The 17,930-nt window shown below is 58.2% G+C and carries 18 protein-coding genes; 12 read left to right on the forward strand and 6 right to left on the reverse strand.

The genetic code is table 11. The features are described from left to right. The first annotated feature begins 90 nt into the window (after positions 1–90). Both FDP08_RS10135 and ppa read left to right on the forward strand, forming a co-directional pair. The gene (locus FDP08_RS10135; RefSeq protein ID WP_137436001.1) at positions 91–1,230 is read left to right on the forward strand and encodes an acyl-CoA dehydrogenase family protein; all 1,140 of its coding nucleotides are present in this window, start codon (positions 91–93) and stop codon (positions 1,228–1,230) included. Between the two features lie 166 nt (positions 1,231–1,396). Next, complete coding sequence (gene ppa / locus FDP08_RS10140; RefSeq protein WP_137436003.1) at positions 1,397–1,924, forward strand: inorganic diphosphatase; 528 nt, start codon at positions 1,397–1,399, stop codon at positions 1,922–1,924. A 78-nt stretch (positions 1,925–2,002) separates the two neighbouring features. Here the strand turns inward: ppa and FDP08_RS10145 are convergent, their stop codons facing one another. Together FDP08_RS10145 and FDP08_RS10150 are read right to left on the reverse strand one after the other, a co-directional pair. Further along, on the reverse strand, positions 2,003–3,055 hold the full coding sequence (locus FDP08_RS10145) for a DUF2333 family protein (RefSeq protein WP_137436004.1): 1,053 nt from the start codon (positions 3,053–3,055) through the stop codon (positions 2,003–2,005). Positions 3,056–3,165: 110 nt separating this feature from the next. Further along, a complete protein-coding gene (locus FDP08_RS10150) occupies positions 3,166–5,154 on the reverse strand; it encodes a bifunctional diguanylate cyclase/phosphodiesterase (protein ID WP_137436006.1) in 1,989 nt (662 codons plus the stop codon). Between the two features lie 200 nt (positions 5,155–5,354). Here FDP08_RS10150 and FDP08_RS10155 point away from each other — a divergent pair, with 200 nt between their 5' ends. Then, a complete protein-coding gene (locus FDP08_RS10155) occupies positions 5,355–6,968 on the forward strand; it encodes a diguanylate cyclase (RefSeq protein WP_137436008.1) in 1,614 nt (537 codons plus the stop codon). Between the two features lie 11 nt (positions 6,969–6,979). On the opposite strand, the gene FDP08_RS10160 is transcribed toward FDP08_RS10155, so the two are convergent. From FDP08_RS10160 to FDP08_RS10170, 3 genes are read right to left on the reverse strand one after another with little or no spacing between them, the layout of a single operon-like run. Continuing rightward, the gene (locus tag FDP08_RS10160) at positions 6,980–7,381 is read right to left on the reverse strand and encodes a DUF6976 family protein (RefSeq protein WP_137436010.1); all 402 of its coding nucleotides are present in this window, start codon (positions 7,379–7,381) and stop codon (positions 6,980–6,982) included. Next, on the reverse strand, positions 7,347–7,736 hold the full coding sequence (locus FDP08_RS20705) for a DUF6976 family protein (protein ID WP_427901844.1): 390 nt from the start codon (positions 7,734–7,736) through the stop codon (positions 7,347–7,349). The genes FDP08_RS10160 and FDP08_RS20705 overlap by 35 nt, the downstream gene beginning before the upstream one ends. Continuing rightward, a complete protein-coding gene (locus tag FDP08_RS10170; RefSeq protein ID WP_137436013.1) occupies positions 7,642–7,902 on the reverse strand; it encodes a hypothetical protein in 261 nt (86 codons plus the stop codon). Before FDP08_RS10170 ends, FDP08_RS20705 begins: the two co-directional genes overlap by 95 nt. A 373-nt stretch (positions 7,903–8,275) precedes the next feature. Between FDP08_RS10170 and aroQ the strand changes: the two genes are divergently transcribed. From aroQ to purD, 9 genes are all read left to right on the forward strand, one after another. Continuing rightward, complete coding sequence (gene aroQ / locus FDP08_RS10175) at positions 8,276–8,716, forward strand: type II 3-dehydroquinate dehydratase (protein WP_137436015.1); 441 nt, start codon at positions 8,276–8,278, stop codon at positions 8,714–8,716. Between the two features lie 27 nt (positions 8,717–8,743). After that, positions 8,744–9,205 carry an acetyl-CoA carboxylase biotin carboxyl carrier protein gene (gene accB / locus FDP08_RS10180; protein ID WP_137436017.1) on the forward strand — a complete coding sequence of 154 codons (462 nt, stop codon included), beginning with the start codon at positions 8,744–8,746 and terminating at the stop codon, positions 9,203–9,205. A gap of 16 nt (positions 9,206–9,221) precedes the next feature. Next, entirely contained in the window at positions 9,222–10,568 is a 1,347-nt protein-coding gene (gene accC, locus FDP08_RS10185; protein WP_137436020.1) for an acetyl-CoA carboxylase biotin carboxylase subunit, read from the forward strand. Between the two features lie 38 nt (positions 10,569–10,606). After that, entirely contained in the window at positions 10,607–11,503 is an 897-nt protein-coding gene (gene prmA / locus FDP08_RS10190) for a 50S ribosomal protein L11 methyltransferase (protein ID WP_137436022.1), read from the forward strand. Positions 11,504–11,565: 62 nt separating this feature from the next. After that, complete coding sequence (locus FDP08_RS10195) at positions 11,566–12,822, forward strand: DUF3426 domain-containing protein (protein WP_137436024.1); 1,257 nt, start codon at positions 11,566–11,568, stop codon at positions 12,820–12,822. Between the two features lie 216 nt (positions 12,823–13,038). Next, positions 13,039–14,037, forward strand: a complete 999-nt coding sequence (gene dusB, locus FDP08_RS10200; protein WP_137436026.1) for a tRNA dihydrouridine synthase DusB — start codon at positions 13,039–13,041, stop codon at positions 14,035–14,037. Further along, positions 14,034–14,351, forward strand: coding sequence for a DNA-binding transcriptional regulator Fis (fis, locus tag FDP08_RS10205; RefSeq protein WP_137436028.1), 318 nt, complete (start codon positions 14,034–14,036; stop codon positions 14,349–14,351). Before dusB ends, fis begins: the two co-directional genes overlap by 4 nt. Positions 14,352–14,436: 85 nt before the next feature. Next, positions 14,437–16,017 (forward strand): bifunctional phosphoribosylaminoimidazolecarboxamide formyltransferase/IMP cyclohydrolase, encoded by a 1,581-nt coding sequence (gene purH / locus FDP08_RS10210; RefSeq protein WP_137436030.1) that lies wholly within the window; start codon positions 14,437–14,439, stop codon positions 16,015–16,017. 117 nt (positions 16,018–16,134) lie between these two features. Beyond that, on the forward strand, positions 16,135–17,430 hold the full coding sequence (purD, locus tag FDP08_RS10215; protein WP_137436032.1) for a phosphoribosylamine--glycine ligase: 1,296 nt from the start codon (positions 16,135–16,137) through the stop codon (positions 17,428–17,430). A gap of 70 nt (positions 17,431–17,500) precedes the next feature. Here purD and FDP08_RS10220 read toward each other — a convergent pair whose 3' ends face one another. Beyond that, positions 17,501–17,920 carry an acyl-CoA thioesterase gene (locus FDP08_RS10220; RefSeq protein ID WP_170979008.1) on the reverse strand — a complete coding sequence of 140 codons (420 nt, stop codon included), beginning with the start codon at positions 17,918–17,920 and terminating at the stop codon, positions 17,501–17,503. Positions 17,921–17,930: the final 10 nt, after the last annotated feature.

Genomic DNA, 17,930 nt, shown 5'->3' on the forward strand with positions numbered 1-17,930 from the left:
TTTCAGGCCTTCAACAAACCAAGCGTTTGCTTGGTTTCTCAATTTAGGTGAGACTGCTTCCAAGATTTCCGATCACTATGGAGGCTTACCGTGTCTGATTACTTCAACGATACCCATGAACAGGTCCGTCAGACTGCCCGCAAGTTTGTTACCACGCATGTTCTGCCTTACATAGATGACTGGGAGGAAGCCGGCGAGTTTCCCCGGGAGCTTTATAAACAGGCTGGAGATGCAGGCCTTCTTGGGGTCGGATTTCCGGAAAGTCTCGGCGGCATTGGCGAAGGCGATGTGTTCATGAAGGTCGCCGTTTCAGAGGAACTGATGCGTTCCACCTCTGGCGGCCTGGTGGCCGGGCTTGGATCGTTGGATATCGGCCTTCCGCCAGTGGCGAAATGGGCGCGACCAGAAGTGAAAGAGGCCATCGTACCGCCGGTGCTGCGCGGCGAGAAGATCGCAGCACTGGCGATCACTGAACCCGGTGGTGGCTCTGATGTGGCCAGCCTCAAGACGAAGGCGGTCAGGGATGGCGATCATTACATCGTCAACGGTAGCAAGACCTTTATCACCAGCGGCATTCGTGCCGATCACTACACCGTTGCAGTGCGCACCGGTGGCGAAGGTCATGGGGGTGTCAGCCTGTTGCTGATTGACCGCGACATGCCAGGTTTCTCCAGGGGCAAAAAACTTCGCAAAATGGGCTGGTGGGCCAGCGATACGGCGGAACTGTTCTTTGAAGACTGCCGGGTGCCGGCCAACCGCCTGATCGGCGCCGAAAACGCCGGCTTTATTGCCATCATGAGCAATTTTCTGGCGGAGCGCCTGAGCCTCTCGATTATGGCGTACATGACCGCCGAAATAGCCCTGGAAGCGGCCATGGCCTGGGCCGGGCAACGGGAGGCGTTTGGTCGCCCGGTCAAAGGCTTCCAGGTAACGCGCCATAAGCTGGTGGACATGGCTACCCAGGTGGATGTGGCACGGGAGTATACCTACCGTTGTGCAGCGCTGATGCAGGCGGGCAAGAACCCGATCAAACAGGTGGCGATGGCGAAGAACTTTGCGGTGGAGGTGTGCGAGAAGGTCACCCGCGAAGCCGTTCAGATCCATGGAGGTATGGGGTATATGCGGGAATCGGTGGTGGAGCGGCTGTACAGAGATGCGAAGATTCTGTCGATTGGCGGTGGTACCGATGAGATTATGAAGGAGTTGATTGCGAAGCAGATGCGGTTGTAGGGGGTTGGTCTTGTCGGATTACGGCTTTGCCTGATCCGACCTACGTAGACGATGACCTGTAACCCCTCAAAGCGCGACCAACGTTTAGTTTCGATCTGCACCATTGTGCCGTATAATTGCGCCCACTTTTTAAACGCCGTTAAACGCACTTCAGGAAGGATCGCTCATGAACTTCGATAACATCCCGGTTGGCAAAAACCCGCCAGAAGACATCTACGTCGCCATCGAAATCCCGTCCAACAGCTCCCCGGTCAAGTACGAGCTGGACAAAGACATGGGCGCACTGCTGGTAGACCGCTTCATGGCTACACCCATGTTCTATCCGGCCAACTACGGCTTCATCCCCCATACCCTTGCCGATGATGGCGACCCCATTGATGTACTGGTGGTCACCCCCTACCCGGTACAGGCAGGTTCGGTAATCCGCTGCCGTCCGGTTGGCGTGCTGAACATGGAAGACGAAGCCGGCGGCGACGCCAAGCTGGTGGCTGTTCCCCACGACAAACTGACTACCTCCTACCACAACGTGCGTGAAATCGATGATCTGCCGGAATTGCTGCGGGACCAGATCCGTCACTTCTTCGAGAACTACAAGACTCTCGAGCCGGGCAAGTGGGTCAAGGTTCAGGGCTGGGGCAATGCCGCCGAGGCCAAGAAAGCCATTGAAGACGCCGTGAATGCCTACAAGGGCTGACACCAGTGCTTTCAGGTGAACATAAAAAAACCGGGCTTGAATGGCCCGGTTTTTTTAGATCATCAGCTTTTCCCGGCATCAGCCCCGGGTCAGCAAGTCGCGCATGTCGCTGATTGCAGCACTTGCGCGTGACAGATATGCCGCCATAGTCAGGGAATGGTTGGCCAGCACACCAAAACCGCTGCCATTCAGAATCACCGGGCTCCACATCTCTCCCTGGGTACCTTCCAGTTCGATAATGATCTGCTTGGCGCTGGCGAGTGCGTTCTTGTCGTTCAGCACCTTGCGGAAGTCCACCTCGATGGCGCGGAAGATGTGCAACAGGGCCCAGGCACTGCCGCGGGCCTCATAGAAGACATCATCGATTTTGGTCCAGGAGGTTTTGACCTCCTCACCCATGGTGTCTTCCGAAAGCGGATCGTCAGGATTGATGTTGGACACTGCATCGGACACCGATGCCTTTCCGACACTCTCACCCAGTGTACGGGAGAGACTGCCAAGACGGGTTTCAAGGTCCCCCAACCAGTTTGCCAGGTTATCGGCCCTGGCGAAAAACTGGGCATCGGGTTGATCCGGGCGCGACAGGCGGTCGAGGTAGCTGTGCAAAGCCTTGATACCACGACGGTATTCCGTCTCGGTGGAGGGGAGCGCCCAGCTGCCGCTGTCAAAGTGCAACTGCGGCTCGGCGATAACCAGGTCCCGATCTTCAGCCGACTGGCTCTGGGAACGGCTGATGTCCCTGCGCATGGCGCGTGAGAAGTCACGAAGCTGCACCAGCACACCAAATTCCCAGTTGGGCATGTTATCCAGCCAGAGCCCCGGCGGGAACATGTCGTTGGAAACATACCCACCGGGCTTTTCCAGCAATGTTTCAGCGACACGAATCATGGTCACTGTGGTCGCAAAACCAGTAACAGGCTCCCGCTGCATTTCGGTGGCAACCGCTCGCGTATGCTCCCGAACTGAAAATACATCCGGCTCACTGCTCCAGATCATCCCCAGCACCAGAGCCACCAGGAAATAAACGACCAGGACAGCCAGGATGAGTTTGCCGACAACCCCACCACCACCGGAGAAATCCCGAAGGTCATCTTTGCGATCACTGAAATACTGTCTGATTTTTCCTGACATTGGTTGTTTTTTCCCCTGTCTGTCGTTTTGTCTGGCTCAGTCCGTCCGAGAGCAGCAATTACCATGACGCATAGGCGAACTTTATGCAATTTGCGGCTCTGCAGCCGGTGTCACTGCTCCGCTTCAAACGGGCGCCCCAGATGGTACCCCATTGCTCCATCAACACCGATATCGCCCAGTACCGAGTACTCGCTCTCGGTCTCCACACCGGTCACGTAAACCCTGACACCTCTGCTGTGGGCTATGGTGGCCACGGATTCAAGGTAGAAGCGGTTATCCTCATGGCTGTCGATGTCGTGGATAAAGCTACTATCGATACGCAGCGCCTGGAATCTCAGATTCCTCAGGTAGCTGAACGGCACACCGCCAACCCCGAAGCGATCGACAATCACCGGCACCTGCAGGCGGTTCAGGGCACGCACCAGAAGCCCTACCTGGACACGATGATGGTGGATAGCCTGCTCGGATACGCCGACCTGCAACCGTTGGCGTTCCGGCCCCGCCATGGCCAATTGCTCCAGAAGATCTGTCCGGAACCCGTCGCTGGCCACGGACACCACTCCCAGGGTCATTGCCAGTTGAGCATCCGGCTGCTCCCGCAGCAGCTCGAGAGAGCGCGTCAAAACCCAGCGGTCAATATCAGGGGTCATACCAAAACGCTCTGCCATGGGCACGAAAATATTGGCCTTGACCCAGCCATCGGGCGTCTTCATCCGGGAGAACACCTGGTGGAACAGCACGTCACCGTCACCCTTGCGAACCATGGGCTGCAGCCAGAGTGACAACCAGCCATCCCGGATAGCCTGCTTGATGATCGCTCGCCAGGTTTCGCTGTTGTAGTGCTCAAGCCGGTCGGCGTCGGCGGCATGGCATGCGGAAGCCTCGTCCGCCTGGGCCTGGCGCAGGGCCTCATCGGCGGCAGCCATCAGGTCACGGACATTGCGATTCTCGGCAGCCTGGGCGATGCCGGCGTGAACCGAAACGTCCATCGGCGCGGAGAAGTCGGAATAGATGCCATCGAGCTGGTCCAGCAGTTGGCGGCACCATATGACGCCATCTGCCCGGGACACACCGGGTAGAAAGACGGCAAACCCGGCACCGGTCAGCCTTCCTGCAAAGGAGTCACTGTGACCGCGGCTAAAGCCCCCAATGGCGTCGCCAATGCTAACCAGCAGGCGATCCGCCTCTTCACGGCCGTAGGTCTGGTTATACCGGGCAAAATCCGCCAGCTGGATCAGGAACAACACACCCGGCGCAGCGCGCTCCTCAGACTCCACCTCTACCTTGAGCCTCTGTTCGAAAGCCCTGCGGCTGGCCAGCCCCGTCACACTGTCTTCGTTGTTGACCTTGCGCAAATGCTGGATCAGCTTGGCTTGCCCTTCAAACAACTGGCCAAGGTCATCCGCCATCTGGTTCATGGCACGGGTAACCTGATTGAGCTCGCGGGTAGAAGTGATATCCACCCTGCGCCGGAAATCTCGCCGGCCAAGGGCCTGAGCCTGTATCTCCACAGCCCTCAGCGGCCGCAGGATGCGGGTCATCGTCCAGAACAGGCCAATCAACCCGACTCCGGCAACCAGCACGGAACCGGCGACCGTACGGGACGTTACCTTCCAGAGATCCTCATAGGCGCGACCAGGATGACTGACCACCCTGACCTTGCCCAGCCGGCTCCAGCCCCGCACCACCTCTGCCTCCCCTGCGGGCAGGGGCAAGTCGGCGAGAGATACGAACCAGCCAGGCACCTTTAATTCACGCAGGGACGTTTCCCTGCCGGCAATCTCTTCCCCCTGGTTATCAATGTAAACCACAGACAGGTAACGACCACTGTCGAACACGGCGTCAATCAGGGAGGCGGCGGCTACCGGGTCACGGCCGTCGATGGCGTTGGACAGCGAAAGGCCGATAGCGGTGGCGCCATCCTGTGAGTGGCCACGCAGCTGGTCGGTCATGTAGTCCCGGAAACGGTCAAAGCTCACACTGACGGCAGCAATCAGCACCAGCAATAACAGCCCCGCGGTGAACAACAACAGCAGACTGCGCAGGGTGATCACACCCCGCTGCCGGGCAAATTGTATTGTTTCCTGCATCCGTGCCATAACGGGCAACCCCTGCCTGGAATAACGGTTACCGGGGAGCTGATGTGACCTGCACCGCAGAGTTGACAAACATTTACACAGAGTCACCTACGCCGACAACATTAAACACTATAGACTCTGCAAAACGACTAATGTTGAAAATATCTGCCTGTAATGGAGACGGGCGGCCAGGAACGAAAAAAAATACAGGCCGGAGCACAATGAACGACGAAAGCCAGAAAGACAAACTCAGGCAGCACTTTGCTCGCCGCGTCACAACCCAGGCCAGGGTTGTCCTGGATACGTGGCAGAAGGTCCACGAAGACACCAGCCAGTCTGCCGCGTTCAGGGGCGATTTTGCCAAAGCGGCCGACAAGCTGGTTCGCTACGCCAGACGCTTCGAGATGGCGAGCCATGCTGACTCCGGACAGAAAGTGTTCGAGCTTATTGGCGAGTGGCCCGAAGGCGAGGCGCTGCCGGACGGCCTTGACCGCAAACTGCAGGATGCCATCGAACAGCTCTCCCGGTGCACCCTGCGGCGCACTGACCAGACGGCGAGCGAAGCTCCACAGCAGTATCGCCGCACCCCGGTCTACATAGCGCTGTCCAGCGAGGAAATGGCAGGCCGGCTCATTCGTCAGCTCGAGTTCTTCGGCTTCCGCGCGTCCGCTTTCCACTCCTCGGACAAGCTGATTGAAGCCTGCGCCCTCCACAAACCCGAAACCATCCTCATGGACGTCAACTACGGTGGCGAACCATTAAGTGGTATTGCCACTATCGAACGCCTGCAGGAGCGCCACGATACGCCCATTCCCATTATATTCATGAGCGATGAAGACGGCACCATCGAGACGCGGCTGCGCGCCTCACGCTGCGGTGGCGAAGAATTTTTCTTTCCGGCAGTAGACCCGGGCCAGCTGATCGAAAAGATCGAGACATACACTCACGGCAACACGGTAGAACCCTACAAGGTACTGGTTCTGGATGACTCCCGCGCCCAGGCCAAGTTTATGGAAACGGTGCTCAAAAAGGCCGGGATGACCGCCCATATCATCACCGACCCCATGCAGATCATCCATGCGCTGGAGGACTTTTCTCCGGAGATCATTATCCTCGATATGTACATGCCCGGTTGTACAGGCATGGAAATCGCCCGGGTGATTCGCCAGCAGGACCGATTCCACAGCGTACCCATCATTTACCTGTCGGCCGAGGAAGATGTCAGCAAGCAACTCCATGCCATGAGCCTCGGGGGCGATGACTTTCTTACCAAACCCATCGACCCCAAGCACCTGATCGCCACCATCCACAACCGAGGCCGACGCGCCCGCTCGCTGCTGGCGCTGATGATCCGCGACAGCCTGACCGGCCTGTTCAATCACACCCACACACTGCACCTGCTGGATCAGGAAATCGTGAAGTGCCGACAGAAAGACCAGCCGCTTTGCTTCGCGATGATCGACATCGATTACTTCAAGAAAGTGAATGACACCTTCGGGCATCCCATTGGTGACCGCGTACTCCGAAGCCTGTCCATGTTCCTCAAACAACGCCTGCGCAAAACCGATCACATCGGCCGGTATGGTGGAGAGGAATTTGCCATCATCCTGCCCGACACCCGCGAGAGCGACGCCCGTAACGTGCTGAACGAAATCCGTGAACGTTTCTCGGAACTGCTGCAACCAGCGGGCGACCGGGAGTTCAACGTGACGTTCAGTTGCGGCGTTGCCGCCTGGAAGGGTGACACCTCCCCCGCACTGTGCGAACGGGCAGACAGGGCGCTCTACCGCTCCAAGGAGCAGGGGCGGAACTGCGTTACGGCCGCTGGCGACTGAGCCAATCCGGCTCAGTTGTCATGTTCGACCGTGAGAAAAACGGCCGTCTGGTTCAGTAACTGGTATGCCACCTCCCCAAACGTGATGGGGCCCGTCAGTTGTGCAGTTTTCCTGCCCTCCAGAGCGGAGTGGAGGTAGTTCAGGATACAGTTACACCCAAACACCAGATTGCCAACGACACCATCCACAAAACACTCGTCGAGGACGTCGCTGGTGGCGCCGAACGTCAGTTCCGGGCCGAAGCCCGCCTCGAACAGGTTGACCGCGTGCACCATGGCTGTACTGCCCTCCGGCAACGACACGTGCAAAACCACTGCACTATCGGTGTGAAGCTCTCCGCTCTGGCCATCGAGAACGGCTGCACTGCTCTGCCCCAACTCATCCAGGTGAAACCCCCGAAACCCATCCGACAATCGGCTTGATGAACATATCGGGGAAGTCCGGAGCGTGGTGAGCGTATACTTCCAGCACCGGGCTGCCTGCCGGCAGGATAATGATTGAGTAGCCATTCTCCGGTGCATCTTCCAGCACATGTGCAAGGGTATCCTTGTCATAACAGGCGACACTCACATCCACGGTATCCAGACACTGCACGAAAGCCGCCTCCCTGCAGCACTGCCCACCTTCAGACGTCATGAAATAGGGAGTGGTGCCGCCGCGCTCGCCACAGACATCAATCCACCTGCCCCAGAAAAGGGGGCCCCTGCTGCTCTCGGTCGTCCGGTAGCGTTGCGTGAATGAAGGTCTTGAAAGCGCCGACATTGGCATGGCGCCAACGCATTTTGGGGCGGACAAAGGAGGGCCGGCCGAACCAGGATTTACCAGCCACCAGACAGGCATGAAGCTCCCTGGCCTGAACGTCGACTTTGACCCGGTCAACGGTCCACGGCTCCTCCAATTGCAACAGTTTTCGGCAAATCCCGGTATCTCGCATGATTCCTCCCTGGACTTGCAGGTCTTTGAGTCCGCCAGTCTGTCTCGCATTGCCGAATATCGACAGACCACCATCGCCTTGATCCAGTTGAACTTAGGAAGTAAATCCGGGGTACCGGGCCGTTATGACATCGGCTTTGTTCGCATACGGCAAAAACCGAACATGAAACCAACGTCTTATAGCGCTCTTTCCCATCGTTCCCGACAATAGGCGGGTCATCGGAAAAACAAGGTGCTCCTGGTACCGGGATACTTTTTGACACAAACCGGAATGTCAAAAAGTGTTGATCTGAAGGCCTCAAGCACGCACTATTGGGGAAAAATGTCGCTAAAGTCGGCGATCCTGTAAATACATCAGCAAGGCAGATGCAATCATGGCGACCATACTCGTCCTCCATGGACCCAACCTGAATATGCTCGGAACCCGCGAGCCGGAGGTCTATGGCTATGAGACTTTGTCCGACATTGATGAACGATTGCACCGAAAAGCCGCCGAAAGTGGTCATCACCTGCTACATTTACAGTCAAACGCGGAATATGAACTGATTGAGCGGATCCATGAAGCAAAATCAGAAGGGGTGGATTTCATCATTTTCAACCCGGCGGCATTCACTCACACCAGTGTTGCATTGCGGGATGCCATGCTGGCATCAGGCATTCCGTTTATTGAGGTACATATTTCCAACGTGCATGCGCGGGAAGCTTTCCGCCATCACTCCTATTTTTCTGATATCGCCGAAGGCGTTATCTGCGGGCTGGGCAGCCAGGGGTACGACCTCGCACTCAAAGCGGCCCTGCAACGAATTCATCGATAGAACTGATTAAACGGGATCGGAGTGACTATGGACATTCGCAAGATCAAGAAACTTATCGAGCTGCTGGAGGAATCCGACGTCGAGGAGCTGGAAATTCACGAAGGTGATGATTCCGTTCGCATTTCTCGCCGTCGTGAACAATTGGCTGCGCCGCAGTACATGGCTCAGTATCCGTCTCCGGCACCCCAGCCCGGGTCATACCCGCAGCAGTCCACACAGGCCGCCGATGAGCCGGCCAAGCCTGCGGAGCCCACCGGCCATGCTGTGAAGTCACCGATGGTGGGTACCTTCTACCGCTCGCCCTCGCCCACGGCCAAGTCGTTCGTGGAAGTCGGGCAATCAGTGAAGGCCGGTGACGTGGTGTGCATTGTGGAAGCCATGAAGATGATGAACCAGATCGAGGCGGACAAGAGCGGTACCATCGCCGAGATCCTGGTAGAGAACGGGCAGCCGGTCGAGTTCGACCAGCCACTGATCATCATTTCCTGAACCCGGTGATACCCTCATGGCTATGTTAGAAAAAGTTCTGATCGCAAACCGCGGCGAGATCGCCCTGCGCATCCTGCGCGCCTGCAAGGAGCTGGGCATCAAGACCGTGGCCGTCCATTCGCAGATTGACCGCGAGCTGATGCACGTGCGCCTGGCGGATGAGTCCGTCTGTATCGGCCCCAACAGCGCTACTGAAAGCTACCTGAACATCCCCGCGATCATCAGCGCAGCGGAAGTGACGGATTCCGTCGGTATTCATCCCGGCTATGGCTTTCTTGCGGAAAACGCCGATTTCGCCGAGCAGGTGGAAAAAAGCGGCTTTCGCTTTATCGGCCCCAGGGCTGAAACCATTCGCCTGATGGGTAACAAGGTCTCAGCCATCAATTCCATGATCGAAGCCGGCGTTCCCACTGTTCCGGGCTCCGATGGCCCGATCACCGATGATGACGAGCGCACTCTGGAAGTGGCCAGGCGAATCGGCTACCCGGTGATCATCAAGGCAGCATCCGGTGGCGGTGGCCGTGGCATGCAGGTGGTTCATTCCGAGGCGGCGCTGCTGAAAAGCGTGCAGATCACCCAGAGCGAGGCAAAGAACACCTTTGGCGATGCCACGGTTTACCTCGAGAAATACCTGGAACGACCCCGCCATGTAGAGGTCCAGGTTCTGGCGGACACCCACGGCAACGTGATTCACCTGGGCGACCGGGACTGCTCCATGCAGCGCCGGCACCAGAAAGTACTGGAAGAGGCACCCGCACCGAACATCGACCCGGAAGCACGGGAAATAGCACTGAAGGCCTGCGTCGATGCCTGCAAGAAAATCGGCTATGTGGGGGCCGGCACGTTCGAGTTCCTGTATCAGGATGGCGCCTTCTACTTCATCGAGATGAACACCCGGGTACAGGTGGAGCATCCAGTGTCGGAGATGGTGACCGGCGTGGACATTGTGCGCGAGCAGCTGCGCATTGCCAGCGGCCTGCCTCTGCAATACACCCAGGACGACATCAAGATTTCCGGCCATGCACTGGAATGCCGTATCAATGCCGAGGATCCGAAAACCTTCGTGCCCAGCCCGGGTACGGTCAAGCACTTCCATGCCCCCGGGGGCAACGGCATACGGGTAGATTCGCACCTGTACAGCGGCTACACCGTACCACCCTTCTACGACTCCATGGTGGCCAAACTGATCACCTGGGGCGATGATCGGGAAATTGCCCGTCGCCGCATGAAGAACGCGCTGGACGAACTGCTTGTCGAAGGCATCAAGACCAATCAGGCGCTGCACCGGAAACTGGTGCGCGATGGCGGTTTCAAACAGGTAGACTTCACCATTCATTATCTGGAGAAGCTGATACGGGAGTGACCCGCTCAGCAAATTCGTCTACCCGACAGGACACCAACATGCCCTGGATACAATTACAGATCCCGGCTGATCCCGACAATGCGGACCAGCTAGAGGATCTGCTTATGGAGATGGGCGCCGAAGCCGTCTCCATGGAAGATGCCGCCGACCAGCCACTGTACGAGCCCGACCCCGGCACCACACCTCTATGGCACCAGACCAGCGTGACCGGCCTGTTCGGCTCCGAACGGGACATTGACGAACTGTGCGCTGCGGTCAAGGATGCCTGGCACCAGCAGACACAGCAGTCATTACCAGACATCGACATTACGCTGGTGGAAGACAAGGACTGGGAACGGGAGTGGATGGAAGACTTCAAGCCCCTCCGCTTCGGCGAACGCCTGTGGATTGTGCCCAGCTGGCACGACGCGCCAGACCCGCAAGCGGCCAATCTTCTGCTGGATCCGGGGCTGGCGTTTGGCACCGGAACCCACCCCACTACGGCACTTTGCCTGGAATGGCTGGACGGCCACGACGTTTCCTCGCGCCAGGTGATCGACTACGGTTGTGGTTCAGGCATTCTTGGCCTTGCTGCCCTGTTACTGGGCGCTGACCATGTCATCGGCGTTGACACCGACCCCCAGGCACTGGAAGCCAGCCGCGAGAATGCGCGCCGCAACCAGGTTGAGGAAGACCGGCTTGATCTGTTCCTGCCTGCCGATGAGCCCGACACCATGGCTGACATCATGCTGGCCAACATCCTCGCCCAACCCCTGATCGGCCTCGCGCCCAGGCTGGCGGCGAAGGTGAAGCCCGGTGGCAATATCGTGTTGTCCGGCATACTTTCCAATCAGGCCAGGGAAGTGATGGAAGCTTACGAACCCTGGTTTGTCATGGACGAACCGGAACAGCGTGAAGAGTGGATACGGCTCACAGGACGGCGCACCGACAGGTGACGGAAACGGCTGAACCTACTAAACTCCGTGACTCGTAGCGACGTCGCTTACAGGAATCAAGCATGACCCAGAGCAGCCTGCAGACTCGATGCCCGAAATGCGAAACCCGCTTTCGGGTGACCGACGCCCAGCTTAGCGTAGCCGGCGGCAAAGTGCGCTGTGGCAACTGCATGGCGGTGTTCAACGCCGTGGAGCATCAGGTCAAAGGCAGCTCATCCAGCGACCAAAGTGCGACTACCTCCCCGACCGCAGCAAAACAGGACAAACCATCAGACCAGAACTTTACGAGTGATGACGACCTGATTTTTGCGGACAATCCGGAAGAGGATGCCGCCGAAGGCCCTTACGCCGGCACCAAACTGACGTTCTCCGAGGACGAACTGAGCGACAGCTTCCGCACGGTCGATGAACGTAAGAGCGGCACCTTCGAGAGCGAAGACGAAGAGAGCCATGAAAAGATAGATGAAAGCTGGGCGGAGGCCATGCTCTCTGACAACGCCACTGCGCAAAAACCGGAGTCTGCCCCACAGCCTCCCGAAGCGCCACCTGAGGAGCCTGCCCGACCGCAAGAATCCGGGGCTTCCGCGGAACCGGCAGATCGCATGGAAGAACAGGCGCCAGCACAGTCCGGGCCCACCAGGGCGGCGCCACCAGAACGGGAAGACCTGAGTCTGGAACCTGCAGACGAACCAGAGGGGTTCTATGCCGACCAACCCCGATCGTCGTCACTCGACCACGATCGCGCCCCGGCCTCGGACGATGAACCTATAACGGCGAGCTCTCCCTATACCAATCTTCGCCGCGAACCTGTTTCCGTTAGCGGCAACGGCAGCGGTCGCCTGAGAACAGCCCTGTGGACCCTGGTAGTGCTGGCCCTGATCGGTGTTCTGGTGGCGCAGGTTACCTGGTTCCAGTTCGACCGCCTGTCTGCCATACCGGAACTGCGTCCGTTCTACGAACAGGGCTGCGAAATTGCCGGCTGCGAGTTGAAGCCACTGGTTAACGTCGAGGCCATCCAGAGCCGCAAACTGGTGGTAAGGACCAATCCCGACAACCGCAGCCAACTGGTGGTCGACGCTGTCATCATTAACCGGGCGGCCTTCGAGCAGCCTTTTCCCGCCATTGCCCTGACCTTTTCCAACCTGAACGGTGACGTGGTCGCCCAGAGCATCTTCACACCGGACGAATACCTCGCCGGTGATGGCAGGGAAATGGAGGCCATGCCCTCAGACACACCGGTCAGGATCGTGATCAATATCAGGGACCCAGGCAGAGACGCCGTAAACTACAATATTGCGTTCCGAGCCAATCAGGGGTAAGCAAGTCCTCACTTGCAGAATAGCGGGGACGGCCATCGAATTGCCTGAAAGTCAACCAGACAGAACGAAAAATAATCAACTTTTTCATGACTTCTCCCCTTCAATAGCATCTCTCCCGGCGGTATCATTACCGCCCTTCGGATCAGAATCGGTTACTTATTGAGCAATCGTTCAGATCCGTCGTTCGCTTAACCCGCTGTGACACGGACTCAGATCATGCTGCCAACGGCAAAAATCGGGCCGTACACCCTGCCCAATCCGCTGATCGTTGCGCCCATGGCTGGTGTAACTGATCGCCCTTTTCGCCTGCTCTGTCGGCGGATGGGTGCCGGGCTGGCAGTCTCGGAAATGGTCATTGCGGACAGCAAGCTCTGGAACACACGCAAGTCCCGGACGCGGATGAACCATCAGGGTGAACCCGAGCCCAGGTCGGTGCAGATTGCCGGCGGCGATCCTGACATGCTGGCCAATGCTGCCAGGCTGAATGCCGAGTTCGGCGCCCAGATCATCGATATCAACATGGGCTGCCCGGCCAAGAAAGTGTGCAACAAGGCCGCCGGCTCGGCACTGATGAAAGATGAAGCGTTGGTGCGGGAGATTCTGGAAGCCGTTGTGGCCGCTGTGGATGTCCCGGTAACCCTCAAGATGCGCACCGGGTGGGACCGGGAGCACCGCAACGCACCGCTGATTGCCCGAATGGCGGAAGATGCCGGCATTCAGGCCCTGGCGATCCATGGGCGCACCCGCGCGGATGCCTACAAGGGCGAGGCGGAGTACGACACCATCGCCGAGGTCAAGTCCCGGGTTGGCATTCCGGTGTTTGCCAACGGTGATATCACCTCGCCAGAACAGGCAAGGCATGTGCTCAGCCACACCGGCGCAGACGGTTTGTTGATTGGTCGCGGCGCCCAGGGGCGGCCCTGGATTTTCCGGGAAATCCTGCATTTTCTGGAGACCGGCAGGCATCTGTCGGAACCGCCGATAGACGAGGTGGAACAGGTGCTCAGCGAACACCTGGAAGCATTGCACGGCTTTTATGGCGAAACCATGGGCGTGCGCATCGCCAGGAAACATGTGGGCTGGTATCTGCAGTCCCACGACGAAGACAAACGATTCCGCAAACGCTTCAACGCCATCGACTGCGCGCTGGAGCAGAAAGACAGTATTCAACAGTACTTTGCAGGCTTACGAAATGGAGAGGTATTCGCAGCATGACGGCTGAGACTTTGGTTAATGACAATCTGACAGCACCCGCCAACGATGACATTCATCAGTTGCAGACGGTGAACAGCAGCGGCAACACCGTTACCCTGCGTGACAGCGTGGAAGTTGCCCTGAAAAACTATTTTGCCCAGCTTGATGGCGCACCGGTCACCGAGGTTTACCAGCTGGTGTTGTCCGAAGTGGAGGCACCGCTGCTGGAGCAGGTGATGAAGTACACCCGCAACAACCAGACCAAGGCGTCAACCATGCTCGGCCTGAACCGCGGCACCCTGCGCAAGAAACTCAAGCAGTACGGTCTGCTATAATCCAGCTACCCGATTGAAACGAGGGCCTCCCGGACAACATTCGCGAGGCCTTCATTCGTTCATACCCAGCAGAAATAAGTGACCCATGGCAAATCAGGCTAATACCCCCGTACGTCGCGCGCTGATCAGCGTGTCCGATAAAACAGGCATCGTGGAGTTCGGCCGCGCGCTGACTGATCGCGGCATCGAATTGCTCTCTACCGGTGGCACCTTCCGGTTGTTGAAGGAAAACCGGGTACCGGTCACCGAGGTCAGTGACCACACCGGTTTCCCCGAAATGATGGATGGCCGCGTAAAAACCCTGCACCCGAAAATACACGGCGGTATTCTTGGTCGGCGCGGCACGGACGACGCGGTGATGACAGAGCACGGCATTGATCCCATCGACATGGTGATCGTGAACCTCTACCCCTTTGAGGAGACCGTGGCGAAACCGGACTGTGACCTGGCCACAGCGATCGAGAACATCGATATTGGCGGGCCCACCATGGTTCGCGCCGCCGCCAAGAATCACAACGATGTCGCCATTGTGGTAAACACGTCGGATTACAGCCGGGTTCTTAAAGAACTGCAGGACAATGACGGCCAGCTTACTCACAAAACCCGTTTCGATCTTGCCGTGAAGGCCTTTGAACACACCGCCGGCTACGATGGCGCCATTGCCAACTACCTGGGCGGGCGCACTGCTGACAACGACAACGCGGATTTCCCCCGCACCTTCAACACCCAGTTCGTGAAGGTTCAGGACATGCGCTACGGTGAGAATCCGCACCAGCGGGCTGCCTTCTACACCGAGCGCAACCCGCGGGAAGCCTGCATTGCCACCGCAAAACAGCTGCAGGGCAAGGAACTGTCTTACAACAACGTTGCGGATACTGATGCGGCGCTGGAATGCGTCAAACCCTTCGCAGACCCTGCCTGCGTTATCGTCAAACACGCCAACCCCTGCGGCGTGGCGATTGGCGCAGATATCGGGCAGGCCTATGACTTGGCCTTTGCCACTGACCCGACATCAGCCTTCGGTGGCATCATCGCCTTCAACCGTGAGTTGGACGCCGAAACCGCAAAAGCCATTATCGACCGCCAGTTCGTGGAAGTCATCATCGCTCCGACCATAGCGCCGGAGGCCGTGGAACTTGTGGCCGCCAAAAAGAACGTGCGCCTGCTGGCCTGTGGTGAGCTCGATGTCGAGCGCGCCCAGACCATGGACTTCAAGCGCGTCACCGGCGGCCTGCTGGTGCAGGATCGTGACCTGGGCATGGTAGCCATGGAAGACGTCAAGGTGGTCACCGAGCGCCAGCCCTCCGAGCAGGAACTGAATGACCTGCTGTTCGCCTGGGAAGTGGCCAAATATGTGAAATCCAATGCCATCGTCTACGCCAAGGCCGGCCGCACCATTGGTGTGGGGGCTGGCCAGATGAGCCGGGTCTACAGCGCGAAAATTGCCGGCATCAAGGCTGCCGACGAAGGCCTTGAAGTGAAAGGCTCGGTTATGGCTTCCGATGCGTTCTTCCCGTTCCGGGATGGCATCGACGCCGCCGCACAGGCCGGCATCACGGCCGTTATCCAGCCGGGTGGTTCCATGCGGGACCAGGAAGTCATTGATGCGGCCAACGAGCATGGCATTGCCATGGTGTTTACCGGAATGCGTCATTTCAGGCACTGATTGGGAGTCGGGCTCTTGTCGGATTACGCCTGCGGCTAATCCGACCTACCGTAACTTCAGAATTGGACCGTAGGTCGGATTAGCCACAGGCGTAATCCGACAAACAGGATGAAAACTATGAACATACTCGTCATAGGCTCCGGCGGCCGCGAACACGCCCTCGCCTGGAAAGCCGCCCAATCCCCGGATGCGGATCGTGTCTTCGTGGCCCCCGGCAATGCCGGCACCGCCCGGGAACCAGGCCTGGAAAACATCAACATTGACGCGATGGACCTCAAGGGCCTGGCGGACTTTGCCGCTGCCAACAACGTCGGCCTGACCATTGTCGGCCCGGAAGCACCGCTGGTGGCAGGCATTGTCGACCTGTTCGAAGAACGTGGCCTGCGGGTGTTCGGCCCCAGCGCCGGCGCGGCACAACTGGAAGGTTCCAAGGCCTTCACCAAGGACTTTCTCGAGCGTCAGAAAATCCCCACCGCTGCTTACGGCAATTTCACGGATGTTGATCAGGCACTGGCCTACGTTCGCAAGCAGGGTGCACCCATCGTCGTTAAAGCCGATGGGCTGGCGGCCGGCAAGGGCGTCATCGTCGCAATGACTCTGGAAGAAGCTGAAGACGCCATTCGCGACATGCTGGCTGGCAATGCCTTTGGTGATGCAGGCAGCCGCGTGGTTGTCGAGGAGTTCCTTGAAGGCGAGGAAGCCAGCTTCATCGTTATGGTGGACGGCGAGCATGTGTTACCCATGGCCACCTCCCAGGACCACAAGCGCGTGGGCGACGGCGACACCGGCCCCAACACCGGTGGTATGGGCGCCTATTCTCCCGCCCCGGTCGTCACAGGCGATATCCACAAGCGCATCATGGACGAGGTAATCCACCCGACCGTTCGTGGCATGGCGGCGGAAGGCCATCCCTACAAAGGATTCCTCTATGCCGGCCTGATGATTGACGATAGCGGTGCCCCCAAGGTGATCGAGTTCAACTGCCGCTTCGGCGACCCGGAAACCCAGCCCATCATGCTGCGCATGAAATCGGACCTGGTAGAACTCTGCCAGGCTGCTATCGACGGCAAACTCGACCAGTGCAGCTCGGACTGGGACGAGCGCCCCGCCGTAGGCATTGTGCTGGCAGCGGGTGGCTATCCCGGAAGCTACAACAAAGGGGATGTCATATCGGGGTTGCCTGAAACAGAAACCGACGGTGAGAAAGTATTCCACGCGGGAACACGACTCAACGGGGATCAGGTTCTTACCAACGGCGGCCGCGTGCTATGCGCCACTGCCCTTGGACAGTCTGTCACAGAAGCCCGGCAGCGCGCCTACGAGCTCGCCGCAAGGATCCAGTGGGAAGGCGTATTCTGCCGCAAGGATATTGCTTTTCGGGCCGTTGCTAGGGAAAACTCTGCCAGCACCTGATGGCGGAATGCCACCAAAAAAGCCCGGTCTCGCCGGGCTTTTTTGGTGGTTGATACCTGGAAGGGTCAAATCAGGAAATCAGGATACGCTCAAGCGCCTCACGAATGGTTTGAGGAATCGCAGCAGCGCGATTCTGTTCCCGGTCAACAAACACGTGGACGACCTGGCCAAGCGCAGCCGGGTCCACATCGCCGTTCCTGAACAGACCCAGCTCGTACGTCACCGAGCTGTTGCCGATCCTGATCACCCTGAGCCCGGCCTCCAGTGCGTCCGGATACGCCACCGGTTTTTTGAACTGACAGTTGGAGTTGACCACGTATCCAACCACCGGTGCATTATTGATATCCAGCCCGCCAACCTCGATCAGGTACCGGTTGATGGTGGTGTCAAAGTAGGAGTAGTAGGTCACATTGTTCACATGCCCGTATATATCGTTATCCATCCACCGGGTGGTGATAGGGTAAACAACACCAAACTCATCTCGTTCCACAGATTTCTCC

This window comes from Marinobacter panjinensis (genome assembly GCF_005298175.1).
GTDB lineage: Bacteria > Pseudomonadota > Gammaproteobacteria > Pseudomonadales > Oleiphilaceae > Marinobacter > Marinobacter panjinensis.

What these genes read in the sequence shown, in the direction of transcription:
- ppa (WP_137436003.1), top strand. Translation starts at nt 1,397, where the DNA reads ATGAACTTCGATAACATCCCGGTTGGCAAAAACCCGCCAGAAGACATC.
- FDP08_RS10145 (WP_137436004.1), bottom strand. Translation starts at nt 3,055, where the DNA reads ATGTCAGGAAAAATCAGACAGTATTTCAGTGATCGCAAAGATGACCTT.
- FDP08_RS10150 (WP_137436006.1), bottom strand. Translation starts at nt 5,154, where the DNA reads ATGGCACGGATGCAGGAAACAATACAATTTGCCCGGCAGCGGGGTGTG.
- FDP08_RS10155 (WP_137436008.1), top strand. Translation starts at nt 5,355, where the DNA reads ATGAACGACGAAAGCCAGAAAGACAAACTCAGGCAGCACTTTGCTCGC.
- FDP08_RS20705 (WP_427901844.1), bottom strand. Translation starts at nt 7,736, where the DNA reads ATGCCAATGTCGGCGCTTTCAAGACCTTCATTCACGCAACGCTACCGG.
- FDP08_RS10170 (WP_137436013.1), bottom strand. Translation starts at nt 7,902, where the DNA reads ATGCGAGATACCGGGATTTGCCGAAAACTGTTGCAATTGGAGGAGCCG.
- aroQ (WP_137436015.1), top strand. Translation starts at nt 8,276, where the DNA reads ATGGCGACCATACTCGTCCTCCATGGACCCAACCTGAATATGCTCGGA.
- accB (WP_137436017.1), top strand. Translation starts at nt 8,744, where the DNA reads ATGGACATTCGCAAGATCAAGAAACTTATCGAGCTGCTGGAGGAATCC.
- accC (WP_137436020.1), top strand. Translation starts at nt 9,222, where the DNA reads ATGGCTATGTTAGAAAAAGTTCTGATCGCAAACCGCGGCGAGATCGCC.
- prmA (WP_137436022.1), top strand. Translation starts at nt 10,607, where the DNA reads ATGCCCTGGATACAATTACAGATCCCGGCTGATCCCGACAATGCGGAC.
- FDP08_RS10195 (WP_137436024.1), top strand. Translation starts at nt 11,566, where the DNA reads ATGACCCAGAGCAGCCTGCAGACTCGATGCCCGAAATGCGAAACCCGC.
- dusB (WP_137436026.1), top strand. Translation starts at nt 13,039, where the DNA reads ATGCTGCCAACGGCAAAAATCGGGCCGTACACCCTGCCCAATCCGCTG.
- fis (WP_137436028.1), top strand. Translation starts at nt 14,034, where the DNA reads ATGACGGCTGAGACTTTGGTTAATGACAATCTGACAGCACCCGCCAAC.
- purH (WP_137436030.1), top strand. Translation starts at nt 14,437, where the DNA reads ATGGCAAATCAGGCTAATACCCCCGTACGTCGCGCGCTGATCAGCGTG.
- purD (WP_137436032.1), top strand. Translation starts at nt 16,135, where the DNA reads ATGAACATACTCGTCATAGGCTCCGGCGGCCGCGAACACGCCCTCGCC.